General features: G+C 49.6%; 12 protein-coding genes. 9 read left to right on the forward strand and 3 right to left on the reverse strand.

The features are described from left to right. The first annotated feature begins 83 nt into the window (after window positions 1-83). On the forward strand, window positions 84-1,652 hold the full coding sequence (locus Q1A04_RS11745; protein WP_299705790.1) for a serine hydrolase: 1,569 nt from the start codon (window positions 84-86) through the stop codon (window positions 1,650-1,652). Between the two features lie 986 nt (window positions 1,653-2,638). Here the strand turns inward: Q1A04_RS11745 and ettA are convergent. Further along, entirely contained in the window at window positions 2,639-4,309 is a 1,671-nt protein-coding gene (gene ettA / locus Q1A04_RS11750) for an energy-dependent translational throttle protein EttA (RefSeq protein WP_299705792.1), read from the reverse strand. A gap of 368 nt (window positions 4,310-4,677) precedes the next feature. Here ettA and Q1A04_RS11755 point away from each other — a divergent pair, with 368 nt between their 5' ends. The 3 genes from Q1A04_RS11755 (at window position 4,678) to Q1A04_RS11765 (ending at window position 7,293) form a co-directional block, all read left to right on the forward strand. After that, window positions 4,678-5,991, forward strand: coding sequence for a DUF349 domain-containing protein (locus Q1A04_RS11755; RefSeq protein ID WP_299705795.1), 1,314 nt, complete (start codon window positions 4,678-4,680; stop codon window positions 5,989-5,991). Window positions 5,992-6,270: 279 nt separating this feature from the next. Beyond that, window positions 6,271-6,492: a DUF2795 domain-containing protein gene (locus Q1A04_RS11760; RefSeq protein ID WP_007652164.1), complete on the forward strand. Its 222-nt coding sequence runs from the start codon at window positions 6,271-6,273 to the stop codon at window positions 6,490-6,492. A gap of 72 nt (window positions 6,493-6,564) precedes the next feature. After that, entirely contained in the window at window positions 6,565-7,293 is a 729-nt protein-coding gene (locus Q1A04_RS11765; protein WP_299705804.1) for an ABC transporter ATP-binding protein, read from the forward strand. On the opposite strand, the gene Q1A04_RS11770 is transcribed toward Q1A04_RS11765, so the two are convergent. Together Q1A04_RS11770 and queA are read right to left on the reverse strand one after the other, a co-directional pair. Then, on the reverse strand, window positions 7,294-7,983 hold the full coding sequence (locus Q1A04_RS11770; protein WP_299705807.1) for a 2-C-methyl-D-erythritol 4-phosphate cytidylyltransferase: 690 nt from the start codon (window positions 7,981-7,983) through the stop codon (window positions 7,294-7,296). A 103-nt stretch (window positions 7,984-8,086) separates the two neighbouring features. Then, window positions 8,087-9,133, reverse strand: coding sequence for a tRNA preQ1(34) S-adenosylmethionine ribosyltransferase-isomerase QueA (gene queA / locus Q1A04_RS11775; RefSeq protein ID WP_299705810.1), 1,047 nt, complete (start codon window positions 9,131-9,133; stop codon window positions 8,087-8,089). Between the two features lie 180 nt (window positions 9,134-9,313). Between queA and Q1A04_RS11780 the strand changes: the two genes are divergently transcribed. The 5 genes from Q1A04_RS11780 to uvrA all read left to right on the forward strand — a co-directional run bounded on the left by Q1A04_RS11780 (window position 9,314) and on the right by uvrA (window position 15,595). Further along, complete coding sequence (locus tag Q1A04_RS11780) at window positions 9,314-10,561, forward strand: ABC transporter permease (RefSeq protein WP_299705813.1); 1,248 nt, start codon at window positions 9,314-9,316, stop codon at window positions 10,559-10,561. 137 nt (window positions 10,562-10,698) lie between these two features. Continuing rightward, window positions 10,699-11,562 carry a TIGR00730 family Rossman fold protein gene (locus Q1A04_RS11785; protein WP_299705816.1) on the forward strand — a complete coding sequence of 288 codons (864 nt, stop codon included), beginning with the start codon at window positions 10,699-10,701 and terminating at the stop codon, window positions 11,560-11,562. A 151-nt stretch (window positions 11,563-11,713) separates the two neighbouring features. Then, a complete protein-coding gene (locus Q1A04_RS11790) occupies window positions 11,714-12,109 on the forward strand; it encodes a DUF202 domain-containing protein (RefSeq protein ID WP_299705819.1) in 396 nt (131 codons plus the stop codon). A 76-nt stretch (window positions 12,110-12,185) separates the two neighbouring features. Beyond that, window positions 12,186-12,569, forward strand: a complete 384-nt coding sequence (locus Q1A04_RS11795) for a DUF202 domain-containing protein (protein ID WP_299705822.1) — start codon at window positions 12,186-12,188, stop codon at window positions 12,567-12,569. Between the two features lie 131 nt (window positions 12,570-12,700). Next, window positions 12,701-15,595 carry an excinuclease ABC subunit UvrA gene (uvrA, locus tag Q1A04_RS11800; protein ID WP_299705825.1) on the forward strand — a complete coding sequence of 965 codons (2,895 nt, stop codon included), beginning with the start codon at window positions 12,701-12,703 and terminating at the stop codon, window positions 15,593-15,595. Window positions 15,596-15,654: the final 59 nt, after the last annotated feature.

Below are 15,654 nucleotides of genomic sequence, written 5' to 3' on the forward strand. Positions count from 1 at the left end.
TGACGTCTATACAGCAGTGGACGGGTGCCGTTATGCAAAGGATATAAAATTCCCTATCTTGCCTTAGCATTACAACTCTTTCTATGAACTATATCGATACTCTCTTGAAGCGCTTCTTGCTTCTCTTGGCACTGGCAACAGTGGTTAGTTTGCAGGTCTCAGCCCAGCAAAACACGGCCGCTACCCTGCAAAAGCTCGACGCCTATTATCAAAAAGCGCTCAAAGACTGGGATGTGCCCGGCATGGCCATCGCCATCATCAGGAACGACTCCGTTATATTTGCCAAAGGATACGGCGTGCGCGACCTCAAAACAGGCGGACAGGTAGACGCCAACACGGTGTTCGGCATCGCTTCCAATTCAAAAGCCTATACCGCTGCCGCCCTTGGCATACTCGTGGACGAAGGCAAACTCAACTGGAACGACAAAGTAACGAAGCACCTCCCTTGGTTGCAACTCTACGACCCTTACGTAACGCAGGAGCTCAACATCAAAGACTTGCTCAGTCACCGCGTAGGCTACCGCACCTTCAGCGGCGACCTGCTCTGGTACAACACCACTTATAGCCGCCGCGAAATTCTGGAGCGTGCTCGTCATCTCCAGCCAGTCTATGGCTTCCGAGACGGTTATGGCTACTCCAACCTCATGTTCATAGCCGCTGGTGAAGTGATAGAAGCCGTGTCTGGCCAGAAATGGGAAGACTTCATCAAACAGCGCTTTTTCACGCCGCTGGGTATGAAACGATCCTATACCTCTGTGAATGAACTGACAGGCAAAGACAACATCGCCTCTCCGCACGGCTCCGACGAAAAGCACAAACCCTATCCGACCACTCTCACCGCTTGGGACAACTGGAACCCGGCGGCAGGAATTTTCACCAGCGTGAACCAGCAAGCCCAGTGGTTGCGCCTGCAACTTAACCGCGGCACCTACAAAGGCCAGAAAATTTTCAGTGAAGACGCCAGCCGCATGATGTGGACCGCACACAACGCCATGCCTGTTTCTAAGCAAGCAGAAGCAAACGTACCCTCCACACACTTTTCAGCTGCTGGTCTGGGCTGGATGATGAACGACTACGAAGGACGGAAAATACTGGCTCACGGCGGTGGCCACGAGGGCATGAACAGCCGTACCGTGCTGGTGCCAGAAGAGAACCTCGGCATCGTGATCCTGACCAACAGCATGAGCAGCATTATGTCGCCGCTGGCAAACTATACCTTAGACCAGTTTTTAAGGGTGCAGAACGGACGAGACTGGAGCCAGTTCTCGCTAGACAACATAGCCAAATCTCGTAAAGCACAGGAAGAAGCCGCCGCTAAAGTCGCTAAAGAAAAAACACGCAAGAGCAAGCCGACCATGGATCTTGAAGCCTACGCTGGTACATATAACAGCCCGCTTTATGGCGATGCCACTATCACAGTGCAGAACAAACAACTCGTGTTGGATTTGGCCCCTGCCCCAGCCTTGGGCGGCAAGCTCACACACTGGCAGCACGACATTTTCAATTTGGAGTGGAAAAACAACTTTGCCCTGCTTACGCCAACTAGAGTGCGCTTCATTGTGGGCCTTGATGGTAAAATAGCGGAAATGCGACTAGATGCCAATAACCCCGATTTCCACTTCAGCGAGCTTGAGTTCAGAAAGATAAAGTAAGTTGTACCTCTACACGCAAATCGGGCCATACCTTCTGCAAGGTATGGCCCGATTTGTTTTGTGAGTTAGACTAACTTAATAAGCTACAACCACTGATATAATGCTTACAACGGCAAAATAGCCGGCAATTACAATATAAGCGAGTGCATCTTCATCGTAGTAAAGTTTTTTCATGAGTGACAACCATTTAAAAAGTGAGAAAAATTTTAAATAACCTTTGGCCGTCGTTGTCTTTATTTACGGATTAAGCACTCAAATGTTGTACTTTATAAAAGCTAGATATTATTTTTTATATATAAATATAGGTATATTAATAAGTAGCTAATACCTAAACTCTTATGATCAAACGATATTTCATAAATTCTAAAAGACAACTAGTATTTATAAGAATATTGACATTACTGTTTTAAATGTCTTTAAAGCCAAAAGGGCTACACTTGTGGAGTGTAGCCCTTTTGGTAAGATATGTTAGCAAGCTATTTATGCTACTGCTACTAGAATACTGCTAATTGCACCTCCAAGTACAAAGTAAACAGCAACAATTACATTAGCCATTGATTCGTTAAGAGTAAATTTTTTCATGACAATAGAAGGTTTTTAGGTTTAGGTTAGACTTTATATCGGTAAGCATAAAAAAATTCACTTCCTTAAAGACATATCCACATTCTTTCCGGAAGACGATGCAAATAAATATCAAATAATTTTAACTCGCAAATAATTGAATATAAAATTTATTTAATGTAACAATATCGATGCAACATCGACGTTATAACGACTTTTTTTATTACAACGCACAGTATGATTAATAACCATTAAGCCAACACGCAGTACAAATAGTACAATTAAAAAATTTCTAAATTTTTTTTATTAAATTTTCTCAGAATTAAGTCCAATACCCACAAAAACAAAATCCCCTGTTAACCAAACAGTTAACAGGGGACTATAATTAATCTGGAAATCGCTGCTTAAAAACGAGTTACATTTTGTTATACAAGTTTTTTGTAACGGATACGCTTAGGCTCTGTGTCACCCATGCGCTTCTTCTTATTTTCTTCGTAATCGGTATAGTTACCTTCAAACCAGTATACCTGCGAGTCTCCTTCAAATGCCAGGATATGCGTACAGATACGGTCTAGGAACCAACGGTCGTGCGAGATGATCACGGCGCAGCCGGCGAAGTTCTCTAGTCCGTCCTCCAGCGCCCGAATCGCATTTACGTCCAAGTCGTTGGTTGGTTCGTCAAGCAGCAAGAGGTTACCGCCTTCTTTCAGCGTCATGGCCAAGTGCACGCGGTTACGCTCCCCACCTGATAGCTTCTCCACTTTCTTTTCCTGATCGCCACCTGAGAAGTTAAACTTGCTTACGTAGGCACGGGAGTTTACTTGACGGCCTGCCATCAGCATGTGCTCCGTTCCCCCTGAGATCACCTCAAACACTGACTTTGTTGGGTCGAGGTTGGCGTGCTCTTGGTCTACATAAGAGATCTGCACGGTAGAACCTACCGTAAAATCGCCTGCATCCGGTTTTTCCTGACCAGTGATCAGCTTGAACAAAGTAGTCTTACCGGCACCGTTCGGACCTATGATGCCCACAATGCCACCCTGCGGCAAGGAGAAGTTCAGGTTCTCAAACAACAGCTTGTCGCCATAAGCCTTGCTGATATTGTGTGCCTCAATAACCTGCGCACCCAAGCGCGGGCCATCTGGTATAAAGAGTTCCAGTTTTTCTTCTTTCTTAGAAGCTTCTTCGCCAGCCAGTTTATCATACTGGCTGATGCGGGCCTTCGATTTGGCATGACGGGCTTTCGGAGCCATGCGCACCCACTCCAACTCGCGCTGCAGGGTTTTCTGACGCTTGCTCTCCGACTTTTCTTCTTTCGCCAAGCGAGCAGCCTTCTGCTCCAGCCAGCTGCTGTAGTTGCCTTTCCAAGGAATACCCTCGCCACGGTCCAACTCTAGGATCCAGCCAGCTACGTTGTCCAAGAAGTAGCGGTCGTGGGTTACAGCGATCACGGTGCCTTTGTAGTGCTTCAAGTGCTGCTCCAGCCAATCCACCGACTCGGCGTCCAAGTGGTTGGTAGGCTCGTCGAGCAGTAGCACGTCAGGCTCCTGCAATAGCAAGCGGCAAAGGGCCACGCGGCGCTTCTCACCACCCGACAGGTTGCCGATCACGGCCTCTTCCGGCGGTGTGCGCAGGGCATCCATGGCGCGCTCCAGTCGGTTGTCCAGTTCCCATGCGTTTAGCTGGTCCAGTCGCTCCTGTACTTCGCCTTGGCGCTCGATGAGTTTGTTCATCTCATCGTCGGTCATCTCCTCGGCGAACTTCATGTTAATCTCGTCAAACTCCTTCAACAGATTCACAATCTCACTCACGCCTTCTTCCACTACTTCGCGCACGGTCTTGGTCGGGTCCAACTGCGGCTCCTGCTCGAGGTAGCCCACGGTGTAACCCGGCGACCACACCACTTCGCCGCGGATCTCTTTGTCCACACCGGCGATGATCTTAAGCAGGCTCGACTTACCGGAACCGTTCAGACCCAGCACGCCAATCTTGGCGCCATAGAAAAAGGAGAGGTAGATATTTTTAAGTACTTGCTTCTGAGGGGGGTAGATTTTGCTTACCCCAGCCATGGAGAAAATAATGGTTTCGTTGCTCATTTTGCTGTAAATCAGTTTGGTACTGCTCGGGCGCAGTAAATTTCAATTCTAAAAAAGACGGATTAAAAGGGGCTTGCTAAGGTATACGTGCCCTTTTTGTCAATTATTTATGCCGCCAAATACAAATATCGTAAAAATTCATGCATTTATGCTTCACAAAAGTGCTTTGAAATCACTAAACTTGTAGAAAAACTGTATGGGAGAAGTGCGTTCTGACTTACCTGTGCACCGAGTCTGGTTTTTTTGGTGCCGGCGATCCTTCTTATTAGGGGAAGCCAAAACGCTACCAACCGACTTGCGTATGCTAAGGTTAGTCTAAATTTCGCGCCTTTATCTCTTTTATGTTCCGATTCTAACCCGATCCTTAAATGGAAAACAACGATCTATTGGAAGAAGCCCAGAAGTATGGCTTTATTCAGGACCAAGAAGTATGGCTGAAAGCTTTTATGACCTACCCTGACCGCAAGGTGGGAGAAGTAAAAGAATCAGAAGAAGACTCTCTGGTTTACTTCGCGAAGCGTTTTAGCATGTTCAGCGACAAAGTAAACGCCCTGCTAGAGCGCATTGCTACTTCCGAAAACAAAGGCTCTTTCCTGATGAAAGTGCTACATATGAAAGACCAAGTTGGCAACTATGACGCCCTTGGTGACTTCGAGGCCATCTACCATACGCTGAGCAAAGCGGAGGAAGAGATCAACGAGACGATCAAGCAAAATCGCGAGAAAAACCTTAGCATCAAGATAGGGCTTATACAGGAAGCGGAGGCACTGCAAGACAGCATAGACTGGAAAGAGACCTCTGACAAAATGAAAGACCTGCGCGCCACTTGGATCAAGACTGGCCCGGTTGAGAAAGAGCTGACAGACGAGATAGAAGAGCGTTTTAAAACTGCGCTTGAAGCCTTCTTCGAACGCAAAAAATCTTTCTTCAACGACAAGAAGACAATGCAAAACCGCACTTACGACAGGTATAGAGACCTGATCGCAAAGTCGGTGGCACTGCAGAACTCAGAGGAGTGGGAAGCCACTACTGCTAAACTGAAGGACTTGCAAACCCAATGGAAGCAAATAGGTGGAACACTGCCACGCGCCACGACCAATAAGCTTTGGACAGAGTTCAGAAAAGCGCACAACCACTTTTTTGAGCGCCTGAAGGTAAAAATCACGAACGAGAAGGCTGAGTCTAAGGACAAGTACTATGACACTAACCTTGAGCGCAAGCAGGATTTGGTTAGCCAAGCCGAGCAACTGCTGCAGCACCACAGCCTGAATGATGCGGTGAAACGCGCGAAAGAGCTGCAGGCCGAGTGGAAAAAGGTGGGCCCGGTGCGACCAGACGTTTCTGACGCCGTGTGGGAGCGCTTTATCAAAGCCTGTGACCGCGTGTTCGAGATGAGTAGCTTGGAGCACTACATCCGCAAGCGCCAGCAGAACGCCAATGAAACTTACAGCCATGAAGACGGCTTGAACGCCCGTATAAACGCCCTGCGCGACTTCATCAAGTCCGACCGCCAAGAGCTAGAGGTACTGGAGACGAACTTAGACAAACTGAGCGATGCGCCTAGCAATGAGGCCTTCCGCAACATGCTGCTCGGCAAGATCCGCAACTTCAACCGCAAGATCAAAACCAAGCAGACCCTGATCGAAATGTTTCAGGAGCAGCTAAGCACAATCAATAAATAGAAAAATACAGATTTAACTATATAAATTAGGGAAGCGCCTGTTTCGAATGCGGCAGGCGCTTTTTATATTTACCTACAGCCTTACCAAGGCAGATAAGGGCAAATGCAGGGCGTCAAAATAATTTGACACAAAATGAACATTTACCATGTATTTGCGTTGTTTTGGTAAAAACAATCACAAAAAGCAATAAATATTTCAAAAAAATTTTTGTTTGTGAATTAATTCATACTTTTGCGAACTTATTTTTTCAACGCCATTTAGATTAAGGAGACACATACTATGTATTGGACACTGGAATTAGCATCATACTTGGAGGACGCACCTTGGCCAGCCACTAAAGACGAGCTGATTGACTACTCTATCCGCTCAGGCGCACCTATGGAAGTGGTAGAAAACCTGCAGGCTCTGGAAGACGACGGGCAGCCGTACGAAAACATCGAAGAGATCTGGCCGGACTATCCTACCAAGGAAGACTTCATGTTTAACGAAGACGAGTACTAATTAATGATTAATTAGATAATGAATAATGAGTAATTGACTTCATATTATTCATTATTCACTATTCATTACTCATTGAAAAACATCATTGAAGTAAAAAATCTGGTTGCGGGTTATGAGCATCGAACTCTGATCCGCAACCTTTCTTTTTCTGTGCCTGCCGCATCGTTTGTGGCTGTTATCGGGCACAATGGGGCCGGCAAAACGACGCTTTTTAAGGCTTTTCAGCACAAAGTGCCTTACGAGGGGCAATTGCTGGTACACGATCAGGACCTGCGCAAAATTAAAGACGCGGCCGCATCCGGCCTCCTTTCCTACCTTCCCCAAAAGAATATAGTAGCCTTCTCCATAAAAGTGATTGACTTGGTGGTGATGGGGCTGTTCCGCCACAAAGGTTTTTTTGATGACTATACCGCCCAAGATTACGAGCAAGCGGCCGACATGCTGGAGAAGCTGGAACTGGCTCATTTAAAAGAGCAGGATTTCACAACATTATCAGGAGGGGAACAGCAGATGGTATGGCTCGCGCAGCTTATGCTACAGGACGCCTCTATTATTCTGCTCGACGAGCCCACGCAGCAGTTGGATGTCTACTATAAGAAGCGGGTCTTCGCACTTCTGCAGCATTGGGTGCAGAACCAAGGCAAAACGGTGTTCTGTATAACACATGACCTACACAACCTGCTGCCCATGCAGGGCTTTCTGCTCAACCTGTCCAAACCGGATCCTGTTCTAGAGCCTATTTCTGAATATTCAGTGCTGAAGAATCAGGATTTCTTGGAGGCGGGACGCCCTGTCTATTAGTTATTCCGCATTAAACTGTTTTACAAGCACTTCGGCCAACATGAGGTCCTCTGGCGTTGTGATTTTGATGTTGGCATAGCTGCCTTCCACTAGCGTTATACCGGTGCCCAGTTGCTCTACCACCGAGGCGTCGTCGGTGAAGTGTGGTTGCTCCGGCTGTTCGTAAGCGGCTCTTAGTATACTTGCTTGGAAGCATTGTGGCGTTTGAACCAGTTTATACCTGTCACGTGGCACGGCACGGCTACCTGTTTCTGTCAATTCCCGAATGGAGTCTTTCGGTGAAACCGCCACCACTGCCGCCCCTGTCTCGGCGGCGCTTTCAAAGGCAGCCGCTATGGTTACTGCACTCACAAAGGGGCGCACCCCGTCATGCACAGCCACCAAAGCCTCGCCGTGTACTGTATCCAGTCCATTTTTCACGGAGCCGAAGCGGGTCTTACCGCCCTGCACCGTCATATGGAAAATCTGAAACTTATGCTGCTTGCAAAGCTCCCGCCATACCTGCAGCTGGTCCTCCGGCAACACCACCACGATCCGGATATCAGGATTGTAGGTATAAAAGCGTTCGATAGTGTGCATCAAGATAGGCTTACCCGCCAGCTCGATGAACTGCTTGGGCAGGCTGTGCTGCATGCGGCTGCCGCTTCCTCCGGCCACGATGATGGCATATTGTGTTAGGTTTTGTTTCATAGGCTCAATCAGGTATAGAGAACGCATCCCAAAGGCTGCAAATAAAGCAAAAAGCCCCGACTTTAAAAGTCGGGGCTTTTCTATACCTGAGCTTTATACCTGATTAGAGAATCAGCATCACGTCACCGTAGCTGAAGAAGCGGTACTTCTCTTTCACAGCCTCCTCATACGCTTTCATCACAAGCTCGTAGCCACCAAAAGCCGCTGTCATCATTAACAGGGTGCTCTCTGGCATATGGAAGTTGGTTACCAGCGCATTGGCGATCTTGAAATCGTATGGAGGGAAGATAAAACGATCCGTCCAGCCATCATTTGGCTTCAGGCGGTTGCTCGCCGACACCGATGACTCTAGCGCACGCATGGTCGTGGTACCAATGGCGCATACGCGCTTCTTGTTATCAAGCGCCTTGTTTACCATTTCAGCTGTCTCTGCTGGTACCGAGAAGTTCTCTGAGTCCATTTTGTGCTTGGTCAGATCTTCCACATCCACCGGACGGAAAGTGCCCAGACCAACGTGCAGGGTCAGTGGGGTTACATCCACGCCTTTAATCTCAAGGCGCTTCAACACCTCTTTCGTGAAGTGCAGACCAGCAGTTGGGGCTGCCACAGCACCTACGTTTTTGGCGTATACCGTCTGGTAGCGCTCTTTGTCCTCTGGCTCGGCCTCACGCTTGATGTACTTTGGCAGTGGGGTTTCACCTAGTTCGTTAATGGTCTTGTAAAACTCCTCATCCGGACCGTCGAACAGAAACTTGATGGTACGGCCACGGGAAGTGGTGTTGTCGATCACCTCCGCCACTAGGTCACTTTCTCCGAAGTAGAGTTTGTTACCCACACGAATCTTACGGGCCGGGTCTACCAGCACGTCCCACAGGTGGATGTCCTTGTTCAGCTCACGAAGCAGAAACACTTCGATCTTAGCGCCGGTTTTCTCTTTATTACCATATAGGCGGGCTGGGAATACTTTGGTATCATTCACAACCATTACATCACCCTCGTCAAAATATTCTAGGATATCCTTGAACACGCGGTGCTCAATTTTACCGGAGTCGCGGTGCACTACCATCATACGCGATTCGTCGCGATTCGGAGATGGGTGTGTGGCTAGGAGGTTTTCGGGGAGGTCAAACTTAAATTCTGATAACTTCATACTTTTTATATTACGGTATAAATCGTGCTGACTAAGAACGGCTCTGGGCTGCATCCGCGGATTTTTAAAAAAAATCAGGCATGCTTACCCATGATACAACAAAAAATCAAGCCGCAAATTTACTTAGTTTGCCCGAAATATTCTTACTTTTAAAAAAATTACTTTGCCAATCGCCAAACTATGATCTACCTACGTCTAATAGTCGAAAGTTTTCGCTTTGCATGGCAGGCCCTCCGGTCTAACCTGCTTCGCACGATTCTCTCTCTGTTGGGCGTCACCATTGGCATTTTCGCCATTATTTCGGTATTCACGCTGGTCGACTCCCTTGAGCGCAATGTGCGCGACAGTATGAGCTTTATCGGTGATAAAGTGCTGTATGTGGAGAAATGGCCTTGGAGCTTTGGTGGGGAGTACCCTTGGTGGAAATACTTTAAACGTCCGCAACCCAACACGCACGAGTTCAAGCTGCTTGACCGCAACCTAGCCAACGATGCAGGGGTGGCCATCTTTGCCAACAAAGGGCGCAACCTTTTCAAGCACCGCAACAACAGTTTCAAGGACGCAGGCCTGATCGGGGTTTCTTACGACTACAACAAAGTGACAGAAATTCCGGTTGCGGAAGGCCGTTACTTCATCCCGCAGGAGGTGGATGCCGCCCGCAACGTGATGATTATTGGTGATGAAGTGGCCAACACCCTCTACCCCGGGCAACCGGCCATCGGGCAGGAGCTTCGGGTCAGCGGCCACAAGTTTACGGTGATCGGTGTGATGGAGAAGCAGGGCGAGAGCCTTTTCGGGATGCCCAACTTCGACCAGATGGGCGTTGTACCTTACGCCACCTTTAGCAAGATGTACGCGACAGGTCCCAATGGCATCGGCTCGACCATTGCCGTGAAAGGTCGCGAGGACGACCCGGGGCTGCTGGAACTGGAGTATGAGGTGCGCGGCATGATGCGTAACATTCGGGGGCTAAAACCGCGAGACGATGATAGCTTCGCGATCAACCGGCCCGAAATGGTCACACAGCAGATAACAGGTCTGTTCCAAGTGATCGGTTTGGCTGGCTGGGTGATAGGGGGGTTTGCAATTCTGGTGGGCGGCTTCGGCATTGCCAATATCATGTTCGTATCCGTGAAGGAAAGGACCAATATCATCGGCATTCAAAAATCACTTGGCGCCAAAAACTATTTCATCCTATTTCAGTTCTTGTTTGAGTCAGTATTTTTGAGCATTATTGGCGGCGGTATCGGCGTCTTGCTTGTGTTTCTGCTCACCCTCATTCCGCAGGACATGATGAAGATATCGCTCTCGGTAGGCAACATTATACTGGGACTGGGCGTATCGGCGGTCATAGGCATGCTCTCGGGGATTATTCCGGCGGTACTCGCTTCGAACTTAGACCCTGTGATTGCGATTCGCTCCAAATAAAAAAAGACACAACCGTGGCTGCATAGTTTTCTTCTCCACGCTGCAGCCGCACACCCTTAAAATTATTTATCCAGATGAAGGCGCCTCACCGTGAGTGCGCCGCAGGAGGCCTGCCTCCTGAAGAAGACGAAAGAATTATGACAAAGCTTAGAAAGACAAGCAGAACAAAACTCAACGATGAGTCACACAACAGCGGCAGCGGACAGACCATTCTGAACCCGGACGTTAACGAAAATAAAGCCAAATCCATTACCGACCTGCGCGAGTCTGGCCAAGTACAGGCCCCACCTGCCTCTGAAGAGGATGTGAAAATCAGACAGGCTTTTGTAGACAAAGACTGGAACGAGATTAAGATCGCCGACTCTTGGCAGATCTTTAAAGTGATGTCTGAGTTTGTGGAAGGTTTCGAGAAACTGGCCAAAATCGGCCCTTGCGTTTCCATCTTCGGATCGGCCCGCACCAAGAACACCCACAAATACTACGTAATGGCCGAGGAGATCGCCGCCAAGCTGGTGCGTCATGGTTATGGCGTAATCACAGGCGGTGGCCCAGGTATTATGGAGGCTGGTAACAAAGGCGCGCACTCTGAGGGCGGCAAGTCCGTGGGTCTGAACATACAGTTGCCGTTCGAGCAGTTCAACAACATCTACATCGACTCCGACAAGCTCATCAACTTCGACTACTTCTTTGTGCGCAAGGTAATGTTTGTGAAGTATGCGCAGGGCTTTATCGTGATGCCGGGTGGCTTCGGCACACTCGACGAACTGTTTGAGGCGATTACCCTAATCCAGACTAGAAAGATCGGTGCTTTCCCAATTGTATTGGTGGGCCGCGAATTCTGGGGAGGCCTGTTCAAGTGGGTAGAGGACGTGATGCTGAACATGGAAAGCAACATCAGCCCGGAGGACATGGACCTGATCCACATCGTGGACGATGCCACCGAGGCCGTTAAGGTGATCGACGAGTTCTACAGCAAGTACCTGCTGTCTCCGAACTTTTAACCGGAACTATACCTATAAAAAAGCGGACTCCCGAAACGGAGCCCGCTTTTTTGCTTTATATGATTCAAGACTTGACAAGTGTAGTTCGCCTCTTGGCTCCTCTATACCTTCAGCCTTTCATAACCGTACATAATAGATAAGACTGAGGCCTATGTCAGACGCAGACAAAGAAACCATAAAGAAGCTCAAGAAGAAGCTCAAAGTGCAGGAGCAGAAGAACGCCGAGATTCGGGACCACATGGCGGCCGAGCGTACGATCTTCGCCAACGAGCGCACGCTGATGGCCTACCTACGCACCGCCATGACCATCTCAGTGGGCGGTTTTGTGGCGATCAAGCTTTCTGATGACCTGTACCTTGAGATTATCGGAGTCATTTTGATTCCGATTGGCATCATACTGGGCATTTACAGCTTTGTAAGGTATAGGAACAAGCAGCGCATCATTGAAGGGCATCACCAAGGCTACTGCCCGACCAGCCACGAGCACGAACAGGCGCACAACGAACTGCCACAACCCGGTGAGAATGGCAAGCAGACTCCACCGTGACATACCTCAGCTAGAAAGCCAAATTGGGGGAATACTCCTACGCTTAGTTTCGTATATTTCACAAAAATAGCAGACCATGCAGGCGACGGAACATGAAGAAATAGAAAAGCTTCGGAAAAAGCTCAGGAAACTCGAAAAGAAAAACTCGGAGATACGTGACGAAATGGCGATACAACGTACCATCTTCGCCAACGAGCGCACGCTGATGGCCTACCTACGCACGGCCATAGCACTTATTGCAGGTGGTTTTGCCGCCATTAAGTTTTCACAGCATGTATACATGGAGTTGATCGGTCTTACGCTGCTGCCGCTTGGAGTAATATTGGCCATATACAGCTTTGTTCGCTATCTTAACAAGCAGAGGCTAATCAAACGCCACCGGCAGGACTACTCTCCGACCAGTCATCATCACGAAGAGCTTTATGAAAAGCAGATCTCACGCTACGGAAACGTGGATTGAATTATGGCCTAAGGATAATCGCTAAAAGCTAAACCATTTAGCGCTGATTGCTGTTAAGAAGGGTTGGCATCTTCGGGTTCGGAGACGCTGATATTTTTGTACCTTTGCTATTTAAAATCAAGCATTCCTGAATGGCTTTTAATCAAGCGCAAGACACAGCAACCGGCACCGCCACTGCCCTCTCCGAAAACGGAGAAACCCAGCAGATCGAAGTATACGGTGCCCGCGAACATAACCTCAAAAACATTTCCATCAAGCTGCCCCGCTACAAGCTGGTAGTCTTTACCGGCATCAGTGGCTCGGGCAAGTCTTCGCTGGCGTTCGACACCATTTACGCCGAAGGACAGCGCCGCTATATGGAGACCTTCTCGGCCTACGCCCGCTCCTTTATGGGCGGACTGGAGCGCCCTGATGTGGACAAGATCGAAGGCCTGTCGCCGGTAATCTCTATTGAGCAGAAAACCACGAGCCGCAACCCGCGCTCCACAGTGGGCACCATCACCGAGATCTATGACTTCATGCGTCTGCTCTGGGCCCGTACTGCCGAGGCGTATAGCTATGTGACCGGCGAGAAAATGGTGCGTCAGAGCGACGACCAGATCGTAAACCATATCTTGGAGAACTTCGACGGCAAGCGCATTGTGGTGCTGGCCCCGGTCGTGAAAGGCCGTAAGGGCCACTACCGCGAACTCTTCCAGCAAATCCGCAAGATGGGCTTCATCCGCGCCCGCGTGGATGGCGAACTGATGGAGATCGCGCCGAAGATGCAGGTGGACAGGTATAAAATCCACGACATTGAGATCGTGATCGACAAGATCGTGGTGAAGGAGGAAGACCGCTTCCGTTTGTCAGGCTCTATCCAGAATGCGCTGACGCACGGCAAGGGCACGGTGCTGATACTGGATACCGACGCTGATAAGACGCATTTCTTTTCCCGCCACCTCATGGACCCGGCCACAGGTATAGCATACGACGATCCGGCTCCGAACTCCTTCTCGTTTAACTCGCCTTACGGTGCCTGCCCGGTGTGTAACGGTTTGGGTGAGATACAGGAAATCACAGAAGAATCGGTTATACCTGACAAAAGTCTGAGCATTCGCCGCGGCGGTATAGCCCCACTCGGCGAGTACCGTGATATCTGGATTTTCAAGCAGATCGAGGCGCTCTTCAAGCACTTTAGGGTATCGGTTTCGACGCCGATTAAAGACCTGCCGGAAGATGTGCTCAAGGTATTGCTCTATGGTCTGGAAGAAGACCTTGAAGTGAACACCAAGAAGGGTAACTATGTGGTGGAGTTTGAAGGTATCGTCAACTTCCTAAAAGGGCAGATGGAATCGGACTCTGACAACATCCGCTCTTGGGTAGAGGACTTTGCTCAGACAACTACTTGCCCGGAGTGTAGCGGGTATAGACTGAAGAAAGAGTCCCTGCACTTCAAGATTGCCAATACCAACATAGGTGAGCTCTCGGTGCTCGACATCAACAAACTGGCCGCTTGGTTTGAGGGTGTGGAAGACCGCATGAACGAACGCCAGAATGTGATCGCGCGTGAACTCCTGAAAGAGATTCGTAAGCGCATCGGCTTCCTGCTGGATGTGGGCTTGGACTACCTGAGTCTGCACCGCCCCGTGAAAACCCTGTCGGGTGGTGAGAGCCAGCGTATACGCTTGGCTACGCAGATCGGTACGCAGTTGGTGGGCGTGCTCTACATCATGGATGAACCGAGCATTGGTCTGCACCAGCGTGACAACGAGCGCCTGATCAAAGCCCTGCAGGACCTCCGTGACTTGGGCAATTCCATTATTGTAGTGGAGCACGACAAGGACATGATTATGCAGGCTGACTATGTGGTTGACATTGGTCCGGGCGCAGGTATACACGGTGGACAGGTGGTAACCGCCGGCACGCCGGAAGACATGATGAAAGCTGGCACCACCACCGCCGACTTCCTAAGCAACCGCAGAGGTATACCGGTGCCGCGTGTGAAACGCCCAGGGACTGGCGAAATCCTGAAACTAAAGGGTGCCACCGGCCACAACCTGAAAAACGTGACACTGGAGCTGCCGCTTGGCAAAATGGTGTGCGTAACCGGCGTATCGGGCAGTGGCAAGTCCTCGCTCATACACGACACGCTCTACCCGATCCTGAACACGCATTTCTTCCGGGCCAAACGTGATCCGCTGCCTTACAAAAAAATTGAAGGACTGGAACATATCGACAAGGTGATCGAGGTGGATCAGTCCCCGATTGGCCGAACGCCACGCTCTAACCCAGCCACCTATACCGGTGTGTTCACGGACATCCGCACCTTGTTTGCGCAGTTGCCGGAGGCTAAGATCAGGGGTTATTCTCCGGGCCGTTTCTCTTTCAACGTGAAGGGTGGACGCTGCGAGGCTTGCGAAGGTGCGGGTATGCGTACCATTGAGATGAATTTCCTGCCAGATGTGTACGTGCCTTGCGAGGTCTGCAAGGGCAAGCGCTACAACCGCGAAACGCTGGAGGTACGCTTTAAAGGCAAGAGCATTACCGACGTACTGGATATGACCGTGGAGCAGGCCGTCGACTTTTTCGAGAGTCAGCCGCGTATTCTCCGCAAGATTCAGACGCTGAACGAGGTGGGCTTGGGCTACATCACCCTTGGCCAGCAGGCCACTACCCTATCGGGTGGTGAGGCACAGCGCGTGAAACTGGCCACGGAGCTTTCGAAGAAAGACACCGGCAAGACGCTTTACATTCTGGATGAGCCAACGACCGGTCTGCACTTCCAAGATATCGAGCACCTGAGCGAGGTGCTGCACAAGTTGACTGACAAAGGAAACTCGGTGCTCATCATCGAGCACAACTTGGACCTGATCAAGATAGCTGACTGGATCATCGATATCGGGCCGGAAGGCGGCGAGGGCGGCGGTAGCATTGTGGCTGCCGGTACACCGGAAGATATCGTGAAGAAAGGCAAAGGCTATACCGCCCGCTTCCTGAAGGAGGAGCTAAAAACGAGCCATTACCGTGAGAACGGGCAGGTTTAATAGGTATAGCTTGGCACACATAAAGAGACCGCTTCCAATATTTGGCAGCGGTCTTTCTT

It is taken from the genome of uncultured Pontibacter sp., assembly GCF_947499215.1.
In the GTDB taxonomy this organism is placed as follows: domain Bacteria; phylum Bacteroidota; class Bacteroidia; order Cytophagales; family Hymenobacteraceae; genus Pontibacter.

Excerpts from the sequence above, each read along its gene's own strand:
- Q1A04_RS11745 (WP_299705790.1), top strand. The coding sequence starts at position 84 with ATGAACTATATCGATACTCTCTTGAAGCGCTTCTTGCTTCTCTTGGCA.
- ettA (WP_299705792.1), bottom strand. The coding sequence starts at position 4,309 with ATGAGCAACGAAACCATTATTTTCTCCATGGCTGGGGTAAGCAAAATC.
- Q1A04_RS11755 (WP_299705795.1), top strand. The coding sequence starts at position 4,678 with ATGGAAAACAACGATCTATTGGAAGAAGCCCAGAAGTATGGCTTTATT.
- Q1A04_RS11760 (WP_007652164.1), top strand. The coding sequence starts at position 6,271 with ATGTATTGGACACTGGAATTAGCATCATACTTGGAGGACGCACCTTGG.
- Q1A04_RS11770 (WP_299705807.1), bottom strand. The coding sequence starts at position 7,983 with ATGAAACAAAACCTAACACAATATGCCATCATCGTGGCCGGAGGAAGC.
- queA (WP_299705810.1), bottom strand. The coding sequence starts at position 9,133 with ATGAAGTTATCAGAATTTAAGTTTGACCTCCCCGAAAACCTCCTAGCC.
- Q1A04_RS11780 (WP_299705813.1), top strand. The coding sequence starts at position 9,314 with ATGATCTACCTACGTCTAATAGTCGAAAGTTTTCGCTTTGCATGGCAG.
- Q1A04_RS11785 (WP_299705816.1), top strand. The coding sequence starts at position 10,699 with ATGACAAAGCTTAGAAAGACAAGCAGAACAAAACTCAACGATGAGTCA.
- Q1A04_RS11790 (WP_299705819.1), top strand. The coding sequence starts at position 11,714 with ATGTCAGACGCAGACAAAGAAACCATAAAGAAGCTCAAGAAGAAGCTC.
- Q1A04_RS11795 (WP_299705822.1), top strand. The coding sequence starts at position 12,186 with ATGCAGGCGACGGAACATGAAGAAATAGAAAAGCTTCGGAAAAAGCTC.
- uvrA (WP_299705825.1), top strand. The coding sequence starts at position 12,701 with ATGGCTTTTAATCAAGCGCAAGACACAGCAACCGGCACCGCCACTGCC.